Genomic DNA, 19,788 nt, shown 5'->3' on the forward strand with positions numbered 1-19,788 from the left:
AATGCGATGTTGGCTGTACCGCCGCATTCGCGGGTAAACCCGCTCCCACAGGTTCGGTGTCGCTCTGACCCACAGAATTCAAGGCAGGTAAGAAATGAGCGCTATCAACGTCTTCCAGCAAAACCCGGGCTCCGATGCCAAGGCCCAGTCGCCGCTGCACCACGCCGACCTGGCCAGCCTGGTCGGCAAGGGCCGCAAGAACGCAGGCGTGACCCTGCGCGAAAAGAAACTCCTCGGCCACCTGACTATCCGTGGCAACGGCCATGACCAGGCCTTCGCCGGCGGCGTGCACAAGGCCCTGGGCCTGGAACTGCCGGTAGCCCTGACCGTGGTCGCCAACAACGAGATGTCGCTGCAATGGGTGGGCCCGGACGAGTGGCTGCTGATCGTCCCCGGCGGCCAGGAGTTCGCCGTCGAGCAGAAACTGCGCGACGCCCTCGACGGCCAGCATATCCAGGTGGTCAACGTCAGCGGCGGGCAGACCCTGCTCGAGCTGCGCGGCCCCAACGTGCGCGACGTGCTGATGAAATCCACCAGCTATGATGTACACCCGAACAACTTCCCGGTGGGCAAGGCCGTCGGCACCGTGTTCGCCAAGTCGCAACTGGTGATCCGCCGCACCGCCGAGGACACCTGGGAGCTGGTGATCCGCCGCAGCTTCGCCGACTACTGGTGGCTGTGGCTGCAGGACGCGTCGGCCGAATACGGCCTGGCCATCGAAGCGTAAGGAGCATTACCCATGAGTCGGGCACCGGACACCTGGATTCTCACTGCCGACTGCCCGAGCATGCTCGGCACGGTCGATGTGGTGACGCGTCATCTCTACGAGCAGCGCTGCTACGTCACCGAGCACCATTCCTTCGATGACCGGCTATCGGGGCGGTTCTTCATTCGCGTGGAGTTCCGCGTCCCGGACGGTTTCGACGAGGATGCCTTCCGTGCGGGGCTGGCCGAGCGCAGCGAGGCGTTCGGCATGGCCTTCGAGCTGACCGCGCCGAATCACCGCCCCAAGGTGGTGATCATGGTGTCCAAGGCCGACCACTGCCTGAACGACTTGCTGTACCGCCAGCGCATCGGCCAGCTGGCCATGGACGTGGTCGCGGTGGTGTCCAACCACCCCGACCTCGAACCCTTGGCGCACTGGCACAAGATTCCCTACTACCATTTCGCCCTCGACCCGAACGACAAGCCGGCGCAGGAGCGCAAGGTGCTGCAGGTGATCGAGGAGAGCGGCGCCGAGCTGGTCATTCTTGCCCGCTATATGCAGGTGCTGTCGCCGGAGCTGTGCCGGCGGCTGGATGGCTGGGCGATCAATATCCACCACTCGTTGCTGCCCGGGTTCAAGGGCGCCAAGCCGTATCACCAGGCCTACAACAAGGGCGTGAAGATGGTTGGCGCCACGGCGCACTACATCAACAACGACCTGGACGAAGGGCCGATCATCGCCCAGGGCGTCGAGGTGGTGGACCATGCGCATTATCCCGAGGACCTGATTGCCAAGGGGCGTGATATCGAGTGCCTGACCCTGGCGCGGGCTGTTGGTTATCACATCGAGCGGCGGGTGTTCCTCAACGCCAATCGAACTGTCGTTCTTTGATCGAGTGCCGGGGCTGCTGCGCAGCCCTTTCGCGACACGAGGCCGCTCCTACAAAGTCCGCGTATGCCCTGGCTGACGCGGTCCCCTGTAGGAGCGGCCTTGCGTCGCGAAAGGGCCGCAAAGCGGCCCCGGCTTTTGGCCTGCCGTGATCAGGCATCTGCCTGTCGCATCCAGTCACCGCCCCACCGCCCATCCAGCCCACAATTCCCCTCATTCCAGTAACACAGGCCGCCCACGGAAAGGCGGCGCTTTCCACCACCGCTGCATAAATACAAATCAAGCGAGGTAAGAAGCATGTCTGGTAACCGTGGAGTGGTGTATCTCGGCGCGGGCAAGGTCGAGGTGCAGAAGATCGACTACCCCAAGATGCAGGACCCGCGCGGCAAGAAGATCGAGCACGGCGTCATCCTCAAGGTGGTCTCCACCAACATCTGCGGCTCCGACCAGCACATGGTCCGCGGCCGCACCACCGCCCAGGTCGGCCTGGTCCTGGGCCATGAAATCACTGGTGAAATCGTCGAAATGGGCCGTGACGTCGAACGCCTGAAAATCGGCGATCTGGTGTCGGTACCCTTCAACGTCGCCTGCGGCCGCTGCCGCTCGTGCAAGGAGATGCACACCGGCGTCTGCCTCACCGTCAACCCGGCCCGCGCCGGTGGCGCCTACGGCTATGTAGACATGGGCGACTGGACTGGCGGCCAGGCCGAATACGTGCTGGTGCCCTACGCCGACTTCAACCTGCTGAAACTGCCGGACCGCGACAAGGCCATGGAGAAGATCCGCGACCTGACCTGCCTGTCCGACATCCTCCCCACCGGTTACCACGGCGCCGTCACCGCGGGTGTTGGCCCGGGCAGCACCGTGTACGTGGCGGGTGCCGGCCCGGTCGGTCTGGCCGCCGCCGCTTCCGCCCGCCTGCTGGGCGCCGCCTGCGTGATCGTCGGCGACCTCAACCCGGCCCGGCTGGCTCACGCCAAGTCGCAAGGTTTCGAAGTGGTCGACCTGTCCAAGGACACCCCGCTGCACGAACAGATCATCGATATCCTCGGTGAGCCGGAAGTGGACTGCGCCGTCGATGCCGTCGGCTTCGAGGCCCGTGGTCATGGTCATGAAGGCGCCAAGCACGAAGCCCCGGCCACCGTGCTCAACTCGCTGATGCAGGTGACCCGCGTGGCCGGCAAGATCGGCATTCCGGGCCTGTACGTGACCGAAGATCCGGGCGCGGTGGATGCCGCCGCCAAGATCGGTGCCCTGAGCATCCGCTTCGGCCTGGGTTGGGCCAAGTCGCACAGCTTCCACACCGGGCAGACCCCGACCATGAAGTACAACCGCCAGTTGATGCAGGCGATCATGTGGGATCGCATCAATATCGCTGAGGTGGTGGGGGTGCAGGTGATCAGCCTGGATCAGGCGCCGGAGGGGTATGGCGAGTTTGATGCGGGGGTGCCGAAGAAGTTTGTGATTGATCCGCATGGGACTTTCAGCGCGGCTTGATATCGCGTTCGGCATAAAGCCCCTACTAGATGGGCTTTATGCCTCGTGTCTTGCCACTGGTCAATCATCAAATTTGTTAGAGTTATTATGCAGGCCGAAAATTTTGCTGACTTTTGTGTTGTAGTTGTCTCTGCTGTTTTGCGTGAGGCTGTTTGTGGTGATGCGTCCTGGATCTCTTAAAGTGTAAGCTGTCCGCATGAATTCTTCGAATGATTTCATAAGTCTTTCGTCTGGTTTGACATTGAATCCATGTCTTTCGGCAAAATTTAAATTTTTCTCGCTGACAGCATTGGTTATTTCAAGTTGCCTTTTTATTTCTTTGGTATCTATGCGCTCTGCGATTTTTATGATATTTTTGGGGCTCGTGTCTAGGCGCGGGAGGTCTTTCGAATAGCTTGTGCCGAATAGCCCGCTGGCCAACAATGTGTTGACTTCAACTGTGGCAGCTTTTGCTGGTTGTAAGTTGCGTACTTTTCTTGCTTTTCTGCCAAATATGTTTTTCACCCATTTGGTTAGCGTGTGACCGCTTAGGTCTATGTTGTTTATTGGGTCATTACCAGCATAGCAGTAAGAGTTTAGACCACCCTCATCGAAAGGACTGAAACTGTCTGGTGAGGTAAACCTCATTATAAGTGGATCATAGCGACGATAGCTTCCTGGTAGGTAGCCCCCAAAAAACATGCGCGAAAGACCAGTGTAGGCAACATATGAAGATTCTGTGCTTTTTTTTTGGTCGGCTCCGTAGGGTGTATATGTGAAAAGGTTTCCTCGGTGGTGAATAACGGACCCTTGTGGGTCTACTGCAATAAGGAGGGCCTCTGAGAGGACTTCACTATTTAAAGTCATGACTTCGCTCCGGTTAGCAGCTCTGAGTAGATGAGAGTGGGACTCGATGGCGGGGTTGACAACTGGCAAAATTGATAGGTGCAAGGAATGTTTCTACTAAAATTGCGGATGATTCTTGTTGGCTGCCGAGTTGTGAGGAAATATCGTACGCAACTTGTGTCTCCCACTACCTGATGTTCGCCTTCAGCGACAGCCACCGGGCGCTGGATCGGATCGAGGACGAGGAGACGCGGCAGTTGCTCAAGCTTGGGCTGAGGGCCATGCAGATCGCCTGGGGGCAGGCGGATGCGTTGGCCAGTGCGGTGGAAAACAGAGCCGGCCAGTAAATGTCCATCGCGGGGCAAGTCCGTTCCCACGAATGACCCAGCGCTGCGTGGGAGCGGGCTTGCCCCGCGATAAGGCTTTTGCAATGAACACCGATGGCCGGCCCGGAACAAACCCTTGGCACTCCAGTCCAACCCCTCGTTTCCCGGCCATTCCGGCCGACGAGGTCCCCCGATGAAAGCATTCACCCTGGCAACCCTGATGACCCTGGCCGCAAGCCCGGTGTTCGCCTTCAACCTCAGCGACGCGGCCAATGCCGTCTCGGCCATGCAGAACCAGAATCAACAGGGCCAGGTGCAGGCCCCGGCCGGCCAGGCCAATCTGCTCAATACGTTGGGCAGCGAATTGAAGATCACCCCCGAGCAGGCCATCGGTGGCGCCGGGGCGATGCTGGGGCTGGCGCGCAACAACCTCAGCGGCGACGACTATGGGCAACTGACCAAGGCCGTGCCGGGGTTGGATCTTCTATCGGGCACCAATGCGCTGGGTGGGTTGAGCGGGCTGGGGCAGTTGCTCGGCAATGACCAGAACAGCTCGGCGTTGGGCAATGCGCTGGGCGGTGAGGTGCAGAACCGCAACGACCTGGACACCGCCTTCAAGGCGCTGGGCATGGATACCGGGATGATCGGGCAGTTCGCGCCGTTGATCCTGCAGTACCTGGGGCAGCAGGGGATTGCCGGGTCGTTGCTGCAGAACCTGGGGAGCCTGTGGAATAGCCCTGCGCCGTTGAGCCAGCCATCGGTCTGAGCGCCAGACGCGGGCAGGGTAGGAGCGGCCTTGTGTCGCGAAAGGGCCGCGAAGCGGCCCCGGCGATTGATGTGTTAACGCTGAAACCCTGGGGCCGCTGTGCGGCCCTTTCGCGACACAAGGCCGCTCCTACAAGGGACCGCGAAATCCTGTAGGCGCGGGCTTGCCCGCGATTAGGCCATTGGCTTCAGCGCATTTCGGCGCGCAGTTGCTCGATCCGCTGGTCCTTCTCCAGCCACAGCTGGTTTACCCAGGCCTGCACCGTCTGGCGGAAGGCCGGGTCGTTCTCGTAGTCGCCTTCGCTCAGCGCCGGATCCAGCTCGCGCACGCGGATGTCGATGATCACCCGGCTGATGCTGCCGTTGAGCAGGTCCCAGAACCCCGGTGCCTTGTCGCCCGGGTAGACGATGGTCACGTCGAGCAGCGCATCCAGCTGCTCGCCCAGCGCCGCCAGGACGAAGGCCACGCCGCCGGCCTTGGGCTTGAGCAGGTGGCGGTAGGGCGACTGCTGCTGTTGGCGCTTGGCTTCGGTGAAGCGGGTGCCTTCGAGGTAGTTGACCACGGTCACCGGCTGGCGCTTGAACAGCTCGCAGGCGGCCTTGGTGATCTCCAGGTCCTTGCCCTTGAGTTCAGGATGCTTGTCGAGGAAGGCCTTGCTGTAGCGCTTCATGAACGGGTAATCCAGGCCCCACCAGGCCAGGCCCAGCAGCGGCACCCAGATCAGCTCCTTCTTGAGGAAGAACTTGAAGAACGGCACGCGGCGGTTGAGGCTCTCGATCAGCGCCGGGATATCGACCCAGGTCTGGTGGTTGCTCACGCACAGGTACGAAGTGTCCTGGCGCAGGGTATCGACGCCGCGGATGTCCCACTGGGTGGGGATGCACAGGGCGAAGATGGCCTTGTCGACTTCCGACCAGGTCTCGGCGATCCACATCACCGCGGCCGACGCGTAGTCGCGGCCACGGCCTGGGAGTACCAGCTTGAGCAGGGCGAAGACCAGCAACGGGCCGATCATCACCAGGGTGTTGAGCAGCAGCAGGGTAAGGGTGAGGGTGCCGGTCAGCAGGCGACGCATAAGGAGACTCTTGTTGGTGTGAGGTAAACGGTGGCTAATGATAAGCAGGGCAGTGGCCTACGCCAAACGTCGTACGTCCATTAACTGGGACAAATGTTTCACATTGTGTTGTTTAACCTTTGCCAGCGAACCTATCCTGCCTGCGCAGTCTAAGCACTGACCCCTCTCAAGGAAGCCTGCCCCGTGAAACCCCTGCTTGCCCTGCTGTCCCTTCTGGCGCTGCCGGTGATGGCCGCCGAGCCCACCCTGTACGGTCGCTACGAGAACATCGCCCTGCCGGAGATCGGTGAAACCCTCAAGGCCAAGATGGACACCGGCGCCTACACCGCGTCGCTATCGGCCAAGGATATCGAGCTGTTCACCCGCGACGGTGAGGACTGGGTGCGTTTCCGCCTGGCCACCAAGAATGCCAATGGCAAGGTCTACGAACACAAGCTGGCGCGCATCAGCAAGATCAAGAACCGCGCCGACGAGGAAGAAGAAGGCGATGCCCCCGAGCTGTCACGCCGCCCGGTGGTCGACCTGGAACTGTGCCTGGGCGACGTGAAGCGCACCGTGGAGGTCAACCTGGTCGACCGCAGCAGTTTCAACTACCCGCTGCTGGTGGGCGCCAAGGCCCTGCGCGAGTTCAAGGCGGCGGTGAACCCGGCGAAGAAGTTCACGGCGGGCAAACCGGACTGCTGATTTCGCATTTGGGGGCGCAAGGCCCCTTTCGCGGCGCAAGGCCGCTCCTACAGGTATTCGCGTTTCCCTGTAGGAGCGGCCTTGTGCCGCGAAAGGGCCCGTAAAGGCAACAAGGATTGCGTGACCATCGCGGTTTGCCTCAAAGTCCAGCCTTTGCCCCAGCAAGGCCGGACGCCATGCCTCACATCCTCATCGTCGAAGACGAATCCGCCATCGCCGACACCCTGGTCTACGCCCTGCAGGCCGACGGCCACAGCACCGAGTGGGTGACCCTCGGCAGCGCCGCTGTCGAGCAGCAGCGCCTGCGCCCGGCCGACCTGGTGATCCTCGATATCGGCCTGCCCGACATCAGCGGCTTCGAGACCTGCCGCCAGCTGCGCCGCTTCAGCGAGGTGCCGGTGATGTTCCTCAGCGCCCGCGACGCCGAGATCGACCGGGTGCTGGGCCTGGAGATCGGCGCCGACGACTATGTGGTCAAGCCCTTCAGCCCCCGTGAGGTGGCCGCGCGGGTGCGGGCGATCCTCAAACGCATGGCGCCCAGGGTGGAGGTGGCCAGCGAAAGCGCGCCGTTCCAGCTCGACACCCTGGCCATGCGCATCAGCTACCGGGGCCAGGCGCTGACGCTGACCCGCCACGAGTTCCGCCTGCTGCAGAGCCTGCTTGCGCAACCTCGCCGGGTATTCAGCCGCGAACAGCTGCTCGACGGCCTTGGCGTGGCCTCGGACGTCGGCTACGAACGCACCATCGACAGTCATATCAAGAGCCTGCGCGCCAAGCTGCGCCAGGTCGCGCCCGACGCCGAGGCGATCCAGACCCACCGCGGCCTGGGCTACAGCTACAGCCCGGAACACGCCTGATGCGCTTGGGGATCCGGATCTTCCTGGTGTACTTCCTGTTCGTCGGCCTGGCGGGCTACTTCCTGCTCAACACGGTGCGCGAGCAGATCCGCCCGGTGGTACGGCAATCCTCGGAAGAAACCCTGGTGGACACAGCCAACCTGCTGGCCGAGATCCTTCACGACGATGTGAAGAACGGCACCCTGACCCAGAGCCGCCTGTCGCAGGTGCTTGCTTCGTATGGCGAGCGGCGTCCGAGCGCGCAGATCTGGGGGCTGGCGAAGAACCAGGTCAGCCACCGTATCTACGTGACCGACGCCAAGGGCATCGTCCTGCTCGACTCCAGCGGCCAGGACCTGGGCAAGGACTACTCGCGTTGGAACGATGTCTACCTGACCCTGCGTGGCCAGTACGGCGCCCGCTCGACCCGCAGCGACCCGGACGACGAAAGCACTTCGGTGATGCATGTGGCGGCGCCGATCCTCGACGGCGGCCGAATCATCGGCGTGGTTACCGTAGCCAAGCCCAACAGCTCGTTGCAGCCGTACATCGACCGCTCCGAACGTCGGCTGCTGTTCCTCGGCCTGGGGCTGATCGTGCTGGGGCTGTTGGTGGGCGCGGCGCTGTCGTGGTGGCTGACCCGCTCGCTGCGTAGGCTTACCCATTACGCCCAGGCGGTCAGCGAGGGAGAGCGCGCCGCGTTGCCGCACTACAAGGGCGGCGAATTGCTGCAACTGGCCACGGCGGTGGAGCGCATGCGCACCCAGCTGGAGGGCAAGGCCTATGTCGAGCGCTACGTGCACACGCTCACCCATGAGCTCAAGAGCCCGCTGGCGGCGATCCGCGGCGCCTCGGAGCTGCTGCAGGGCGACATGCCGCAGGAGCAGCGGGCGCGCTTTGCCGGCAATATCGAGCGCGAGAGCGAGCGCCTGCAGCAGATGATCGAGCGACTGCTCAACCTGGCGCGGGTCGAACAGATGCAGGCACTGGAAGATGAACAGCAGGTGGCGGTGGCGGCGCTGATCGACGAGCTGCTGCTAGCCCATGGCGCACGGATCGACAGCGCCGGCCTGCAGGTGCGCCAGCGCATTCCGGCGGGCGTCTGGCTGCTGTGCGATCCGTTCCTGATGCGCCAGGCGTTGGCCAACCTGCTGGACAACGCGCTGGACTTCACCCCCGAGCGAGGCGCGCTGGCCTTCGAACTGGAGCGTGACGGCGAGCGGGTGGCGCTGAGCCTGTTCAATCAGGGGCAGGCAATCCCCGAGTACGCTCTGGGGCGGGTCAGCGAGCGGTTCTATTCGCTGCCAAGGCCTGGGACCGGGCGCAAGAGCACCGGGCTGGGGCTGAACTTCGTGGCCGAGGTGATGCAGCTGCATGGCGGGGCGCTGGCGGTAGACAACGTCGAGGGTGGGGTGCGGGTACGACTCTGGCTGCCGGCCCGACGTTATAGCTGACCCTGTGGGAGCGGGCTTGCCCCGCGAAGTGGCCAGCCCAGGCAACATCACTGCCTGATCGGGCCTCATCGCGGGGCAAGCCCGCTCCCACGCAGTGTTGCTGTCCAAGCCATCTCCACACAATCTCCACATTCCCTCCCCAAGGGCTCCACGCGGCGGGCAGACACTGCCCCCATCGCAAACGGAGCCCAACCCCATGAACAAGTCCCTAGGTTTCAAGCTCGGCCTGATCGCCGTGCTGATCCTGCTGCTGCTGATTCCCCTGCTGATGATCGGCGGCCTGATCGACGAACGTCAGCAACTGCGCAACAACGTGCTCGGCGAGATCGCCGCGAGCTCCAGCTTCGACCAGCTGGTCAGCGGCCCGGTGCTGGTGGTGCCCTATCGCAAGTACGAGCGGCGCTGGATCGACAAGGACGGCACGAGCGTCCAGGAGACCACCACGATGCACGGCAATCTTTACTTCCTGCCGGAAACCTTCGCGATGGATGTGGGCGTCGATACCGAGCTGCGCGCCCGCGGCATCTACCAGGCGCGGCTGTTCCATGCCAAAAGCCAGATCAGTGGTCGCTTCAAGCTGCCTGAGCGTTGGGGTATCGAGAAGGACTACGACGACTACCGCTTCGACAAGCCGTTCCTGATGGTTGGCATCAGTGATATTCGCGGCATCGAGAACAGCCTGGAGCTGACCTTGGATGACCAGCGCCTGCCGTTCGAGGCCGGCAGCGGTGTCGACTGGCTGCCCGGTGGCGTACATGTGGCCCTGCCGCAATTGAGCGACCAGAAGGCCCGCGAGTTCGACTACGCCTTCGACCTGGCCCTGCTGGGCACCGGCCAGCTGGCGGTGCTGCCGGTCGGTCGCAGCACCACGGTGGACATGCGCGCCAACTGGCCGCACCCAAGCTTCGTCGGCAGCTACCTGCCCAGCCGCCGGGCGATCGACGAGAAGGGCTTCAGCGCCCACTGGCAGACCTCGTTCTTCGCCACCAACCTGGAAGAGTCCATGCGCCTTTGCGCAACCGTCGGCAAGTGTGGCGAGTTCAACGAGCGTGCTTTTGGCGTGAGCTTCGTCGACCCGGTGGACCAGTACCTCAAGAGCGAACGGGCAATCAAGTATGCGCTGCTGTTCATCGCCCTGACCTTTGCCGGCTTCTTCCTGTTCGAGGTGCTCAAGAACCTCAGCGTGCACCCGGTGCAGTACATCCTGGTGGGCGTGGCCCTGGCGTTCTTCTACCTGCTGTTGCTGTCGTTGTCCGAGCACCTGGGGTTCGGCCTGGCCTATGGGCTGTCGGCGTCAGGGTGTGTGCTGCTGATCGGCTTCTACCTGGTTCATGTGCTGCGCAGCCTGGGGCGTGGGATTGGCTTTGCGGCGGGGCTGGCGGCGTTGTACGCGATGCTCTACGGGCTGCTTAGCGCCGAGGATTACGCGTTGCTGATGGGCTCGCTGCTGTGCTTTGGCCTGCTGGGCGTGTTCATGGTGCTGACCCGGCGGCTGGACTGGTCGCGGGTGGGGAGGGGGGTATGAGGGAGGATAGAGAGATCGGGCGGTGGTTGGCCGTGAGGATTGGCCAGCTATTTCCTGTGATACCGAGGTGAGGCAATCGCGGGGCAAGCCCGCTCCCACGCTGACCCAGGTTCTGGCGTGGGAGCGGGCTTGCCCCGCGATAGGGCTCGGTCAGATCGGTACAGTAGCCAGCATCGACTCTCGCTGGCTCACCTCGGCATACCACGCCGCTAGCCCCGGATACAGCCCACGCCAATCGAACTCAGGCTGGCGCAGGTCTAGGTACCCCAACGCACAGGCCACCCCGATCGCGGCGATATCGAACCCCGAGGCGATCTCTGCCAGGTGCTCGCGCTCCAGGCTCGTCAGGCTGCGGCGGATCTTCTCGCCCTGCGCCTGCACCCAACCGTCCCACTGGTTGTCCGCCGGGCGCAGGAAGGTTTCGTAGCGGGTAGCCACCGCCGCGTCCATGATCGCATCGGCCTGGGAGGCCAGGGTCAGGCGCCGCCAGCGTGCCGAGCCTTCGCGGGGGATCAGCGGCAGGCCGACGTGCTGGCTGTCGAGGTACTCACAGATCACCCGGCTGTCGTGCAGCACGCTGCCGTCGTCCAGGCGCAGGGCCGGGATCTTGCCGATCGGGTTGCCCTGGTTGAGCTGCGCGTCGCTGTTCACCGGGCTGATGTTCACGCCCTGCACGGTGACCCGGTCCAGCTGGCCGGTCTCGTGCAGCACGATCATCACCTTGCGCACGAACGGCGACAGCGGCGAATGGAACAGGATCATGGCTCAGTTGCCCTGCAGGCTGGGTGGCAGGCACACGCCGGTGCCGCCGATACCGCAGTAGCCTTCCGGGTTCTTGGCCAGGTACTGCTGGTGGTAGGCCTCGGCGAAGTACACGGTCGGCGCCTGGGCGATCTCGGTGGTGATCTCGCCGAAGCCGGCCTTGCCCAGCTCGGCCTGGAAGGCGGCCTTGCTCGCGTTGGCTTCATCCAGTTGCTGCGGCGAGGTGCAGTAGATCGCCGAGCGGTACTGGGTGCCGACATCATTGCCCTGGCGCATGCCCTGGGTCGGGTTGTGCAGCTCCCAGAACATCGTCAGCAGCTCGCGGTAGCTGACCCGGTTCTTGTCGAACACCACCAGCACCACCTCGGTGTGGCCGGTCAGGCCCGAGCAGACTTCCTCGTAGGTGGGGTTGGGGGTGAAACCGCCGGCGTAGCCGACCACGGTGCTGACCACGCCTTCGCGCTGCCAGAACCGGCGCTCGGCGCCCCAGAAGCAGCCCAGGCCGAAGATGGCGAAATCGATGTCGCCTTCGAAGAACGGGCCGAGCAGCGGGGTGCCTTCGAACACGTAGTGGAACTCGGGCAGGGTCATCGGGGTTTCGCGGCCAGGCAGGGCCTGTTCCGCGGTGGGCAGGACGTTTTTGTTCACCAGGATTTCCGAACGCAGGGTCATGGCCGTTCCTCTATTTGATATTCAACAACCTGGGGCCGCTTTGCGGCCCTTTCGCGGCACAAGGCCGCTCCTACAGGGGGACGCATGATCCCTGTAGGAGCGGCCTTGTGCCGCGAAAGGGCTGCAAAGCAGCCCCGGCAGGCTAGTGATGTCTATAGTGCCCGAGCTTTACGCCGCTGTCAGTCCACCGGACCACGAGGATAGCGGCGCAGTTTCTCGTTCAGCTCGCGCCCCGGAATCGGCCGGTCGAACAGGTAGCCCTGGCCGACGTCGCAGCGGTGTCGGCGCAGGAACGCCAGCTGCTCGGGGGTCTCGATCCCTTCGGCGACCACCTTGAGCTTGAGGTTGTGGGCCATGGCCACCACCGCCGAGGTGATCTCCATGTCGTCCTGGTTGTCGGGGATCTCGTTGATGAAGCTGCGGTCGATCTTGATGATGTCGATCGGGAACTTCTTCAGGTAGCTCAGCGACGAGTAGCCGGTGCCAAAGTCGTCCATGGCCAGGGTCAGGCCCAGGGCCTTGAGCTCGTCGAGCTGACGGTGGGTGTCCTCGGTGGCTTCCAGCAGCAGGCCTTCGGTCAGTTCCAGCTCCAGCAGGTGCGGCGGCAGGGCTTCCTCCTTGAGGATGCTGCCGATCGAGCTGACCAGCTCGGGGTCGGAGAACTGCTTGGGCGACAGGTTGATGGCCACGTGCAGGTTGCCGAAGCCGGCCTCGCGCAGTTGCTGGCTCATGCGGCAGGACTGGCGCACCACCCACTTGCCGATGGGGATGATCAGGCCGGTTTCCTCGGCCACGCTGATGAACTGGTCGGGGCGGATCATGCCGCGCTCGGGGTGGTTCCAGCGCAGCAGCGCCTCAAGGCCAAGCAGGCGGCCGCTGCGCAGGCACAACTTGGGCTGGTAGAACACTTCCAGTTCGTTCTGGGTCAGGGCGCGGCGCAGGTTGTTCTCGACGAACAGCTTGTAGCTGGCCTCGGCGTTGAGCACTTCGGTGAACACCTGGACCTGGTGCTTGCCGTTGGCCTTGGCCTTGTGCAGGGCCAGGCCGGCGTTCTTCATCAGCGTGGCCGGGTCGCTGCCGTGCAGCGGCGCGCAGGCCAGGCCCACGGAGGCGGTGACGTTGATCAGCTGGTTGTCGACGAACATTGGTTTGTCGAGGGTACGCAGCAGCTGGTGGGCGACACCCTGGCCATCTTCCAGGCTGGTGTCGTCGAGCAGCACGGCGAACTCGTTGCTGGCGAAGCGCGCCAGGCTGCCGCCGTTGGCCAGGCTGTTGCGCAGGCGCCGGGCCAGGCTGATCAAAAGCTTGTCGCCGGTCTGGTGGCCGAGGCTGTCGTTGATCCGCTTGAAGTTGTCGATGTCCACCAGCAGCAGGCAGATGGGGCTGGCGCTGTCGCGGGCGAAGCGCTCGTCGAGGTTGCGGATGAACGCCGGGCGGTTGCCCAGGTTGGTCAGGTTGTCGGTGTAGGCCAGGCGCTCGATGCGCTGCTGGGCCAGCTTGGTCTGGGTGACATCCTCGTAGATGCCGATGTAGTGGGTCAGCTCGCGGTTGTCGCCGTACACCTTGGAGATCGACAGCTGACCCCAGTACGGTTCGAGGTTCTTGCGCCGGCTCTTGAACTCGCCCTGCCAGCTGTTGCCCATGGCCAGGCTCGACGGCGAGTCGAACAGCAGCTCGCTCAGGTTTTCCAGCGCCGGCAGTTCGGCCAGGTGATGGCCCTGGACCTCTTCGGTGCTGTACTGGGTGATCGCGGTGAAGCTGGGGTTGACGTATTCCACCACGCCGTCGCGGTTGACCAGCAGGAAGGCGCTGGCGCTCTGTTCCACGGCGCGCTGGAACAGGTGCAGGGCGCTGGCGGCGGTGCGCCGGTTGTGGTTGTTGATGACCTGGGCGAACTGGTCGGCCAGCTCGCCGGCGAAGGCGATCTCGTCCGACTGCCAGGCCCGTGGCTGGCCGGTCTGCTCCAGGCACAGCACGCCGACCACCTGGCCGTCGATGCGGATACTGGCATCGAGCATGGCGTTGTCGTCGGTGCTGTACAGCGATTCGGCCATCTCGCGGGTGCGCGGGTCGTGGCTGGCGTTGTGGGCGTCGATGGCGCGGCTGGCGTGCAGGGCTTCCAGGTAGTCCGGGAAGCGGCTAGCGTCGATCGCCTCGGGCATGCGGTGCTGTTGGTCGCGGCTGTACCAGGCGCTGATCGGCTCAAGGCGCTGGTCGTTCAGGTACCAGATGCTGGCGCAGTCGACCTTGTAGATCTCGCAGGCGCTGCGGGTGATCAGCTCGGCGGCTTCGAGCAGCGAGTTGCCGATGCTGTAGCGCTGGCGGGCCAGGCGCAGGATCAGGTCCTGCTGGGCGCGCACCCGCTCCAGGTGTTCGAGCTGCTCCTGCTGGGCGCGCTGGTTCAGTTGCAGGGCCAGTTGCAGGCGGTTGTTGCGCGACTCCAGGTCGTTGGCGTCGAGGTCCGGGGTGTCCTGGCGGTGGTCGTCGAACACCGTCAGGTAGCCGCGCAGCAATTGGCGATTGTGCTGCTTGTAGCTCTCCCCGACCTCCAGCAGGCGCAGTGGCGCCGGGCAGGCGTGCAGGGTGTAGCGCACCCGGTAGTAGCCGCGCTGGGCCAGCTGCAGCTGGATCTCGTCGTGCAGCTTGTAGCGTGCTTCCGGCTCCATGAGGCTGGCATAGGGCGAGCCGATCAGGGCGCAGAGCTCGGCGGCGGGCAGGCCGAACTGGCGGTCGCAGGCCGGGTCGAGGTAGAGCATGGCCCAGCTGGCTTCGTTCAGCCGCTCGAAACGCAGCATGCCGAGCCGCGAGGGCACGGGAAGCTGCGTCACGACCTCGGCCGCCACACGGCTGGCGGCATCGGGTTGGCTTTTCATCGAAGACTCGCTTGAACTGGGGCGCGGCCTGGAGCACGGCGCATCGGGCAAGGTTGCATCATGTCCCGTGGGCTGGCAAGCGGCCATGGGGGATGCTGTGAACAGGTTGTCGGCTGTTCTTGCAGAATCTGTAGGACCGGCGGGCGGCAGACGATCGCATCCCCCTGTAGAAGCGGCCTTGCGCCGCGAAAAGGAGGCAAAGCCCTCCCAGCAATCCCAGGCAAAAAAAAGCCCCGCCAATTGGCGGGGTTGAGGTACGAGCGTGGCAGCTCGAAAACGGGGCTGCCCCTCTAGGGAGGGGCAGCGTGCTGCGTTACAGCAGCATGGTGCGGATATCGCCCAGCACGTCGCCCAGGCGCTTGGTGAAGCGCGCGGCGGCGGCGCCGTTGATCACACGGTGATCGTAGGACAGCGACAGTGGCAGCATCAGCTTCGGCTGGAAGGCCTTGCCGTCCCAGACCGGCTGCATGGTCGCCTTGGACACACCGAGGATCGCCACCTCAGGCGCGTTGACGATCGGCGTGAAGCCGGTGCCGCCAATGTGGCCGAGGCTGGAGATGGTGAAGCAGGCGCCCTGCATCTCGTCGGCCGAAAGCTTCTTGGTGCGGGCTTTCTCGGCCAGCGCGGCAGCTTCGGCAGCCAGTTGCAGCAGGCTCTTCTGGTCGACGTTCTTGATCACCGGGACCAGCAGACCGTCCGGGGTGTCCACGGCGAAGCCGATGTGCACGTACTTCTTGCGGATGATCGCCTTGCCGCTTGGCGCCAGCGAGCTGTTGAAGTCCGGCAGTTCCTTGAGCAGGAAGGCGCAGGCCTTGAGCAGCAGTGGCAGCACGGTCAGCTTGACGCCCGCTTTCTCGGCCACGGCCTTCTGCGCGACGCGGAAGGCTTCCAGCTCGGTGATGTCGGCGGAGTCGAACTGGGTCACGTGCGGCACGTTCAGCCAGCTGCGGTGCAGGTTGGCGGCACCGACCTGCATCAGGCGGGTCAGGGCCACTTCTTCCACTTCACCGAACTTGCTGAAGTCCACGGCAGGGATCGGCGGGATGCCGGCACCACCGGTAGCACCGGCGGCTGGAGCTTCCTTGGCCTTCTGCATCATGGCCTTGACGTAGACCTGCACGTCTTCCTTCAGAATACGGCCGTGCGGACCGGTGGCGGCAACAGCGCCCAGGTCGACGCCGAATTCACGGGCCAGTTGGCGAACGGCAGGGCCGGCATGGACCTTGGCGTTGCTGCCGGCGGCCGGCGCGGTGGCGACCGGCGCTGGAGCAGGTGCAGCAGTTGGAGCGGCGGCAGGTGCAGCGGCTGGGGCAGCAGCGGCAGCCGGAGCAGCAGCGGCCGGAGCCGGCGCTGCTGCAGGGGCGGCGCCTGCGGCCTTGATCTTGAAGATCAGATCGCCGGTGCCGACTTCGTCTTCCAGCTTGCACAGCACGGCTTCGATCACGCCGGCGCTAGGCGACGGGATCTCCATGGAGGCCTTGTCGGACTCCAGGGTGATCAGCGACTGGTCGGCTTCGACGGTGTCGCCGACCTTGACCAGCACTTCGATGATCTTGGCCTTGCCCGACGAGCCGATGTCCGGCACGTGGATGTCCTGCACGCTGGCGGCAGCCGGGGCTGCGGCAGGCGCAGGTGCGGCTTCAGCGGCCGGCGCTGGAGCGGCAGCAGCTGGAGCCGGGGCGGCGGCGGCCGGAGCCTCAGGCGCCGCAGCGGCGCCCTCGACTTCCAGGACCAGCAGCTCGTCGCCTTCTTTCAGGCGATCGCCCAGCTTGACCTTCAGTTCCTTGACCACACCGGCCTTCGGCGCGGGGATCTCCATGGAGGCCTTGTCGGACTCCAGGGTCAGCAGGCTCTGGTCAGCCTCGATACGGTCACCGACCTTGACGAACAGCTCGATGATTTCACCTTCACCGCTGCCGATGTCAGGTACGCGAATGAGTTCGCTCACTTAAAAATACTCCTCAGCAGTCCAGTGGGTTGCGCTTGTCCGGATCGATGCCGAACTTGACGATGGCGTCAGCCACAACCTTGGGTTCGATCTCGCCACGGTCAGCCAGGGCTTCCAGGGCAGCCAGCACCACGAAGTGGCGGTCGACTTCGAAGAAGTGACGCAGCTTCTTGCGGCTGTCGCTGCGACCGTAACCGTCGGTACCCAGGACCTTGAACTCTTTGCTCGGCACCCACTGGCGAATCTGCTCGGCGAACAGCTTCATGTAGTCGGTGGAGGCGATGACCGGGCCCTTGCGACCGGCCAGGCACTCTTCGACGTAGGTCTGCTGAGGCTTCTGGCCAGGCTTGAGGCGGTTGGCGCGTTCCACGGCCAGGCCGTCGCGACGCAGTTCGTTGAAGCTGGTGACGCTCCACACGTCGGCGCCGACGTTGAACTCTTCACGCAGGATCTTCGCGGCCTCGCGGACTTCGCGCAGGATGGTGCCGGAGCCCATCAGCTGTACGTGGTGCGCGGCTTCGCGGGTGTCTTCTTCCAGCAGGTACATGCCCTTGATGATGCCTTCCTCGACACCGGCCGGCATGGCAGGCTGCTGGTAGGATTCGTTCATCACGGTGATGTAGTAGAAGATGTCCTGTTGCTCTTCGGTCATCTTCTTCATGCCGTCCTGGATGATCACCGCCAGCTCGTAGCCGTAGGTCGGATCGTAGGTGCGGCAGTTCGGGATGGTGCCCGCCATCATGTGGCTGTGACCGTCTTCGTGCTGCAGGCCTTCACCGTTGAGGGTGGTACGGCCAGCGGTACCGCCGATCAGGAAGCCACGGGTGCGGCTGTCGCCGGCGGCCCAGGCCAGGTCGCCAATGCGCTGGAAGCCGAACATCGAGTAGAAGATGTAGAACGGCAGCATCGGCTGGTTGTGGCAGCTGTACGAGGTACCGGCAGCGATGAACGACGACATGGCGCCGGCTTCGTTGATGCCTTCCTCGAGGATCTGGCCCTTCTTGTCCTCGCGGTAGAACATCACCTGGTCTTTATCGACTGGCTCGTAGAGCTGGCCGACCGACGAGTAGATGCCAAGCTGGCGGAACATGCCTTCCATACCGAAGGTACGGGCTTCGTCCGGGATGATCGGGACGATGCGCTGGCCGATGTCCTTGTCCTTGACCAGCTGCGCCAGGATGCGCACGAAGGCCATGGTGGTGGAGATTTCGCGGTCGCCCGAGCCGTCCAGGATCGCTTTCAGCGTTTCCAGTGGCGGGGTTGGCACGCTGAAGCTCTTGGCGCGGCGCTGTGGCACGAAACCGCCCAGGGCGGCACGGCGTTCGGCCAGGTACTTGGCTTCGGCGGAACCTTCTTCCGGCTTGAAGAACGGCAGGTTCTCCAGATCCGCATCCTTGACCGGGATGTCGAAGCGGTCACGGAAGTGACGCAGGCTGTCGACGTCGACCTTCTTGGTGTTGTGCGCGGTGTTCTTGGCTTCGCCGGCACCGGTACCGTAACCCTTGATGGTCTTGGCCAGGATGACGGTCGGCTGCTCTTTGTGGTTCACGGCCTGGTGGTACGCCGCGTAGACCTTGTACGGGTCGTGGCCGCCACGGTTGAGCTTCCAGATCTCGTCGTCGGACAGGTCTTCGACCATGGCCTTGAGCTCTGGGGTGTTGAAGAAGTTTTCACGAACGTACGCGCCATCTTTGGCTTTGTAGTTCTGGTACTCGCCGTCGATGACCTCGTCCATGCGGCGCTGCAGGGCACCGTTGGTGTCCTTGGCCAGCAGTGGGTCCCAGAAACGGCCCCAGACGACTTTGTTGACGTTCCAGCCACCGCCTCGGAACACGCCTTCGAGTTCCTGGATGATCTTGCCGTTGCCGCGAACCGGGCCGTCGAGGCGCTGCAGGTTGCAGTTGATGACGAAGATCAGGTTGTCCAGCTTCTCGCGGCCGGCCAGGGCGATCGCGCCCAGGGATTCCGGCTCGTCGCACTCGCCGTCGCCCATGAAGCACCAGACCTTCTGCTTGCCGGCCGGGATGAAGCCACGGGCTTCCAGGTACTTCATGAAGCGTGCCTGGTAGATCGCCTGGATCGGGCCCAGGCCCATCGATACGGTCGGGAACTGCCAGAAGTCAGGCATCAGCCACGGGTGCGGGTACGAAGACAGGCCTTTGCCGTCCACTTCCTGACGGAAGTTGTTCATCTGCTCTTCGTTGATGCGGCCTTCCATGAAGGCGCGGGCGTAGACGCCTGGCGAAGCGTGGCCCTGGAAGAAGATCAGGTCGCCGCCGTGTTCGTCGGTCGGGGCCTGGAAGAAGTAGTTGAAGCCGATGTCGTACAGGGTGGCGCTGGAGGCGAAGCTGGAGATGTGTCCGCCCAGGTCCGAGTCTTTCAGGTTGGTGCGCATGACCATGGCCAGGGCGTTCCAACGCACCATCGAGCGGATGCGGCGTTCCATGAACAGGTCGCCAGGCATGCGTGCTTCGTGGGTGACAGGGATGGTGTTGCGGTACGGCGTGGTGATGGCATACGGCAGCTGGGAGCCACTACGGGTGGCCAGCTCGCCCATACGGGTCATCAGGTAATGAGCGCGGTCTTCGCCTTCTTTGTCGAGGACCGACTCCAGGGCATCCAGCCATTCCTGGGTTTCGATTGGATCGAGGTCTTGCATGGCTTGCTCCAGGGCGGAAAGGCCACCAGAATCGATGGCCTGAGTTTGCGACTGGCCTTATGGGCAGACGTCGTGAATTCTTGGATTACCGGACAGTCATCCGGCGCGGTGTAGTTTTACTACAAATGCTTTCTCATTTCATGCTTTGGCAGGTCATGAGTAGTAGTAAAACTACACAAATGCGACGTTTGGTCGCATCCCGGGTTGTGGGGAAAAACGTTCATGTTGGTTGGCGGTGTGTCGATGGCAGGTGAATCTTGATGGGTTTTGCCAAATTTTTGATTATTTCAGC

At 63.6% G+C, this 19,788-nt stretch carries 16 protein-coding genes; 9 read left to right on the forward strand and 7 right to left on the reverse strand.

All coding sequences use genetic code 11. The features are described 5' to 3' along the window. The first annotated feature begins 94 nt into the window (after positions 1-94). From ACZ899_RS21015 to fdhA, 3 genes are all read left to right on the forward strand, one after another. On the forward strand, positions 95-727 hold the full coding sequence (locus ACZ899_RS21015) for a sarcosine oxidase subunit gamma (RefSeq protein ID WP_234560646.1): 633 nt from the start codon (positions 95-97) through the stop codon (positions 725-727). A gap of 12 nt (positions 728-739) precedes the next feature. Beyond that, positions 740-1,597 carry a formyltetrahydrofolate deformylase gene (purU, locus tag ACZ899_RS21020; protein ID WP_234560647.1) on the forward strand — a complete coding sequence of 286 codons (858 nt, stop codon included), beginning with the start codon at positions 740-742 and terminating at the stop codon, positions 1,595-1,597. A gap of 294 nt (positions 1,598-1,891) precedes the next feature. After that, complete coding sequence (gene fdhA, locus ACZ899_RS21025; protein ID WP_234560648.1) at positions 1,892-3,091, forward strand: formaldehyde dehydrogenase, glutathione-independent; 1,200 nt, start codon at positions 1,892-1,894, stop codon at positions 3,089-3,091. A gap of 60 nt (positions 3,092-3,151) precedes the next feature. Here the strand turns inward: fdhA and ACZ899_RS21030 are convergent, their stop codons facing one another. After that, the gene (locus ACZ899_RS21030; protein WP_234560649.1) at positions 3,152-3,937 is read right to left on the reverse strand and encodes an RHS repeat-associated core domain-containing protein; all 786 of its coding nucleotides are present in this window, start codon (positions 3,935-3,937) and stop codon (positions 3,152-3,154) included. Between the two features lie 173 nt (positions 3,938-4,110). Here ACZ899_RS21030 and ACZ899_RS21035 point away from each other — a divergent pair, with 173 nt between their 5' ends. Both ACZ899_RS21035 and ACZ899_RS21040 read left to right on the forward strand, forming a co-directional pair. After that, on the forward strand, positions 4,111-4,263 hold the full coding sequence (locus ACZ899_RS21035; RefSeq protein WP_234560650.1) for a hypothetical protein: 153 nt from the start codon (positions 4,111-4,113) through the stop codon (positions 4,261-4,263). 172 nt (positions 4,264-4,435) lie between these two features. Further along, positions 4,436-5,008, forward strand: coding sequence for a DUF2780 domain-containing protein (locus ACZ899_RS21040; RefSeq protein WP_232855034.1), 573 nt, complete (start codon positions 4,436-4,438; stop codon positions 5,006-5,008). A gap of 187 nt (positions 5,009-5,195) precedes the next feature. On the opposite strand, the gene ACZ899_RS21045 is transcribed toward ACZ899_RS21040, so the two are convergent. Then, complete coding sequence (locus ACZ899_RS21045; protein WP_186712626.1) at positions 5,196-6,083, reverse strand: acyltransferase; 888 nt, start codon at positions 6,081-6,083, stop codon at positions 5,196-5,198. Between the two features lie 183 nt (positions 6,084-6,266). Here ACZ899_RS21045 and rloA2 point away from each other — a divergent pair, with 183 nt between their 5' ends. The 4 genes from rloA2 (at position 6,267) to creD (ending at position 10,582) form a co-directional block, all read left to right on the forward strand. After that, positions 6,267-6,767 (forward strand): retropepsin-like aspartic peptidase RloA2, encoded by a 501-nt coding sequence (rloA2, locus tag ACZ899_RS21050; protein WP_203649768.1) that lies wholly within the window; start codon positions 6,267-6,269, stop codon positions 6,765-6,767. A gap of 176 nt (positions 6,768-6,943) precedes the next feature. Next, a complete protein-coding gene (gene creB, locus ACZ899_RS21055; protein ID WP_234562813.1) occupies positions 6,944-7,624 on the forward strand; it encodes a two-component system response regulator CreB in 681 nt (226 codons plus the stop codon). Continuing rightward, positions 7,624-9,057, forward strand: coding sequence for a two-component system sensor histidine kinase CreC (creC, locus tag ACZ899_RS21060; protein WP_203649771.1), 1,434 nt, complete (start codon positions 7,624-7,626; stop codon positions 9,055-9,057). Before creB ends, creC begins: the two co-directional genes overlap by 1 nt. Positions 9,058-9,253: 196 nt before the next feature. After that, positions 9,254-10,582 (forward strand): cell envelope integrity protein CreD, encoded by a 1,329-nt coding sequence (creD, locus tag ACZ899_RS21065; protein WP_234562814.1) that lies wholly within the window; start codon positions 9,254-9,256, stop codon positions 10,580-10,582. Positions 10,583-10,732: 150 nt separating this feature from the next. On the opposite strand, the gene ACZ899_RS21070 is transcribed toward creD, so the two are convergent. The 5 genes from ACZ899_RS21070 to aceE all read right to left on the reverse strand — a co-directional run bounded on the left by ACZ899_RS21070 (position 10,733) and on the right by aceE (position 19,496). Beyond that, positions 10,733-11,344 (reverse strand): glutathione S-transferase, encoded by a 612-nt coding sequence (locus tag ACZ899_RS21070; protein ID WP_234562815.1) that lies wholly within the window; start codon positions 11,342-11,344, stop codon positions 10,733-10,735. 3 nt (positions 11,345-11,347) lie between these two features. After that, positions 11,348-12,016 (reverse strand): peptide-methionine (S)-S-oxide reductase MsrA, encoded by a 669-nt coding sequence (gene msrA, locus ACZ899_RS21075; protein WP_203649778.1) that lies wholly within the window; start codon positions 12,014-12,016, stop codon positions 11,348-11,350. A gap of 179 nt (positions 12,017-12,195) precedes the next feature. Then, entirely contained in the window at positions 12,196-14,889 is a 2,694-nt protein-coding gene (locus ACZ899_RS21080) for a putative bifunctional diguanylate cyclase/phosphodiesterase (protein ID WP_234562816.1), read from the reverse strand. A 313-nt stretch (positions 14,890-15,202) separates the two neighbouring features. Then, positions 15,203-16,837, reverse strand: a complete 1,635-nt coding sequence (gene aceF, locus ACZ899_RS21085; RefSeq protein ID WP_234562817.1) for a dihydrolipoyllysine-residue acetyltransferase — start codon at positions 16,835-16,837, stop codon at positions 15,203-15,205. Between the two features lie 13 nt (positions 16,838-16,850). Then, positions 16,851-19,496, reverse strand: a complete 2,646-nt coding sequence (gene aceE / locus ACZ899_RS21090) for a pyruvate dehydrogenase (acetyl-transferring), homodimeric type (RefSeq protein ID WP_232855040.1) — start codon at positions 19,494-19,496, stop codon at positions 16,851-16,853. Between the last annotated feature and the right edge of the window lie 292 nt (positions 19,497-19,788).

This window comes from Pseudomonas sp. TE31087, assembly GCF_057284075.1.

What these genes read in the sequence shown, in the direction of transcription:
- ACZ899_RS21015 (WP_234560646.1), top strand. Translation starts at nt 95, where the DNA reads ATGAGCGCTATCAACGTCTTCCAGCAAAACCCGGGCTCCGATGCCAAG.
- purU (WP_234560647.1), top strand. Translation starts at nt 740, where the DNA reads ATGAGTCGGGCACCGGACACCTGGATTCTCACTGCCGACTGCCCGAGC.
- fdhA (WP_234560648.1), top strand. Translation starts at nt 1,892, where the DNA reads ATGTCTGGTAACCGTGGAGTGGTGTATCTCGGCGCGGGCAAGGTCGAG.
- ACZ899_RS21030 (WP_234560649.1), bottom strand. Translation starts at nt 3,937, where the DNA reads ATGACTTTAAATAGTGAAGTCCTCTCAGAGGCCCTCCTTATTGCAGTA.
- ACZ899_RS21035 (WP_234560650.1), top strand. Translation starts at nt 4,111, where the DNA reads ATGTTCGCCTTCAGCGACAGCCACCGGGCGCTGGATCGGATCGAGGAC.
- ACZ899_RS21040 (WP_232855034.1), top strand. Translation starts at nt 4,436, where the DNA reads ATGAAAGCATTCACCCTGGCAACCCTGATGACCCTGGCCGCAAGCCCG.
- ACZ899_RS21045 (WP_186712626.1), bottom strand. Translation starts at nt 6,083, where the DNA reads ATGCGTCGCCTGCTGACCGGCACCCTCACCCTTACCCTGCTGCTGCTC.
- creB (WP_234562813.1), top strand. Translation starts at nt 6,944, where the DNA reads ATGCCTCACATCCTCATCGTCGAAGACGAATCCGCCATCGCCGACACC.
- creC (WP_203649771.1), top strand. Translation starts at nt 7,624, where the DNA reads ATGCGCTTGGGGATCCGGATCTTCCTGGTGTACTTCCTGTTCGTCGGC.
- creD (WP_234562814.1), top strand. Translation starts at nt 9,254, where the DNA reads ATGAACAAGTCCCTAGGTTTCAAGCTCGGCCTGATCGCCGTGCTGATC.
- ACZ899_RS21070 (WP_234562815.1), bottom strand. Translation starts at nt 11,344, where the DNA reads ATGATCCTGTTCCATTCGCCGCTGTCGCCGTTCGTGCGCAAGGTGATG.
- msrA (WP_203649778.1), bottom strand. Translation starts at nt 12,016, where the DNA reads ATGACCCTGCGTTCGGAAATCCTGGTGAACAAAAACGTCCTGCCCACC.
- ACZ899_RS21080 (WP_234562816.1), bottom strand. Translation starts at nt 14,889, where the DNA reads ATGAAAAGCCAACCCGATGCCGCCAGCCGTGTGGCGGCCGAGGTCGTG.
- aceE (WP_232855040.1), bottom strand. Translation starts at nt 19,496, where the DNA reads ATGCAAGACCTCGATCCAATCGAAACCCAGGAATGGCTGGATGCCCTG.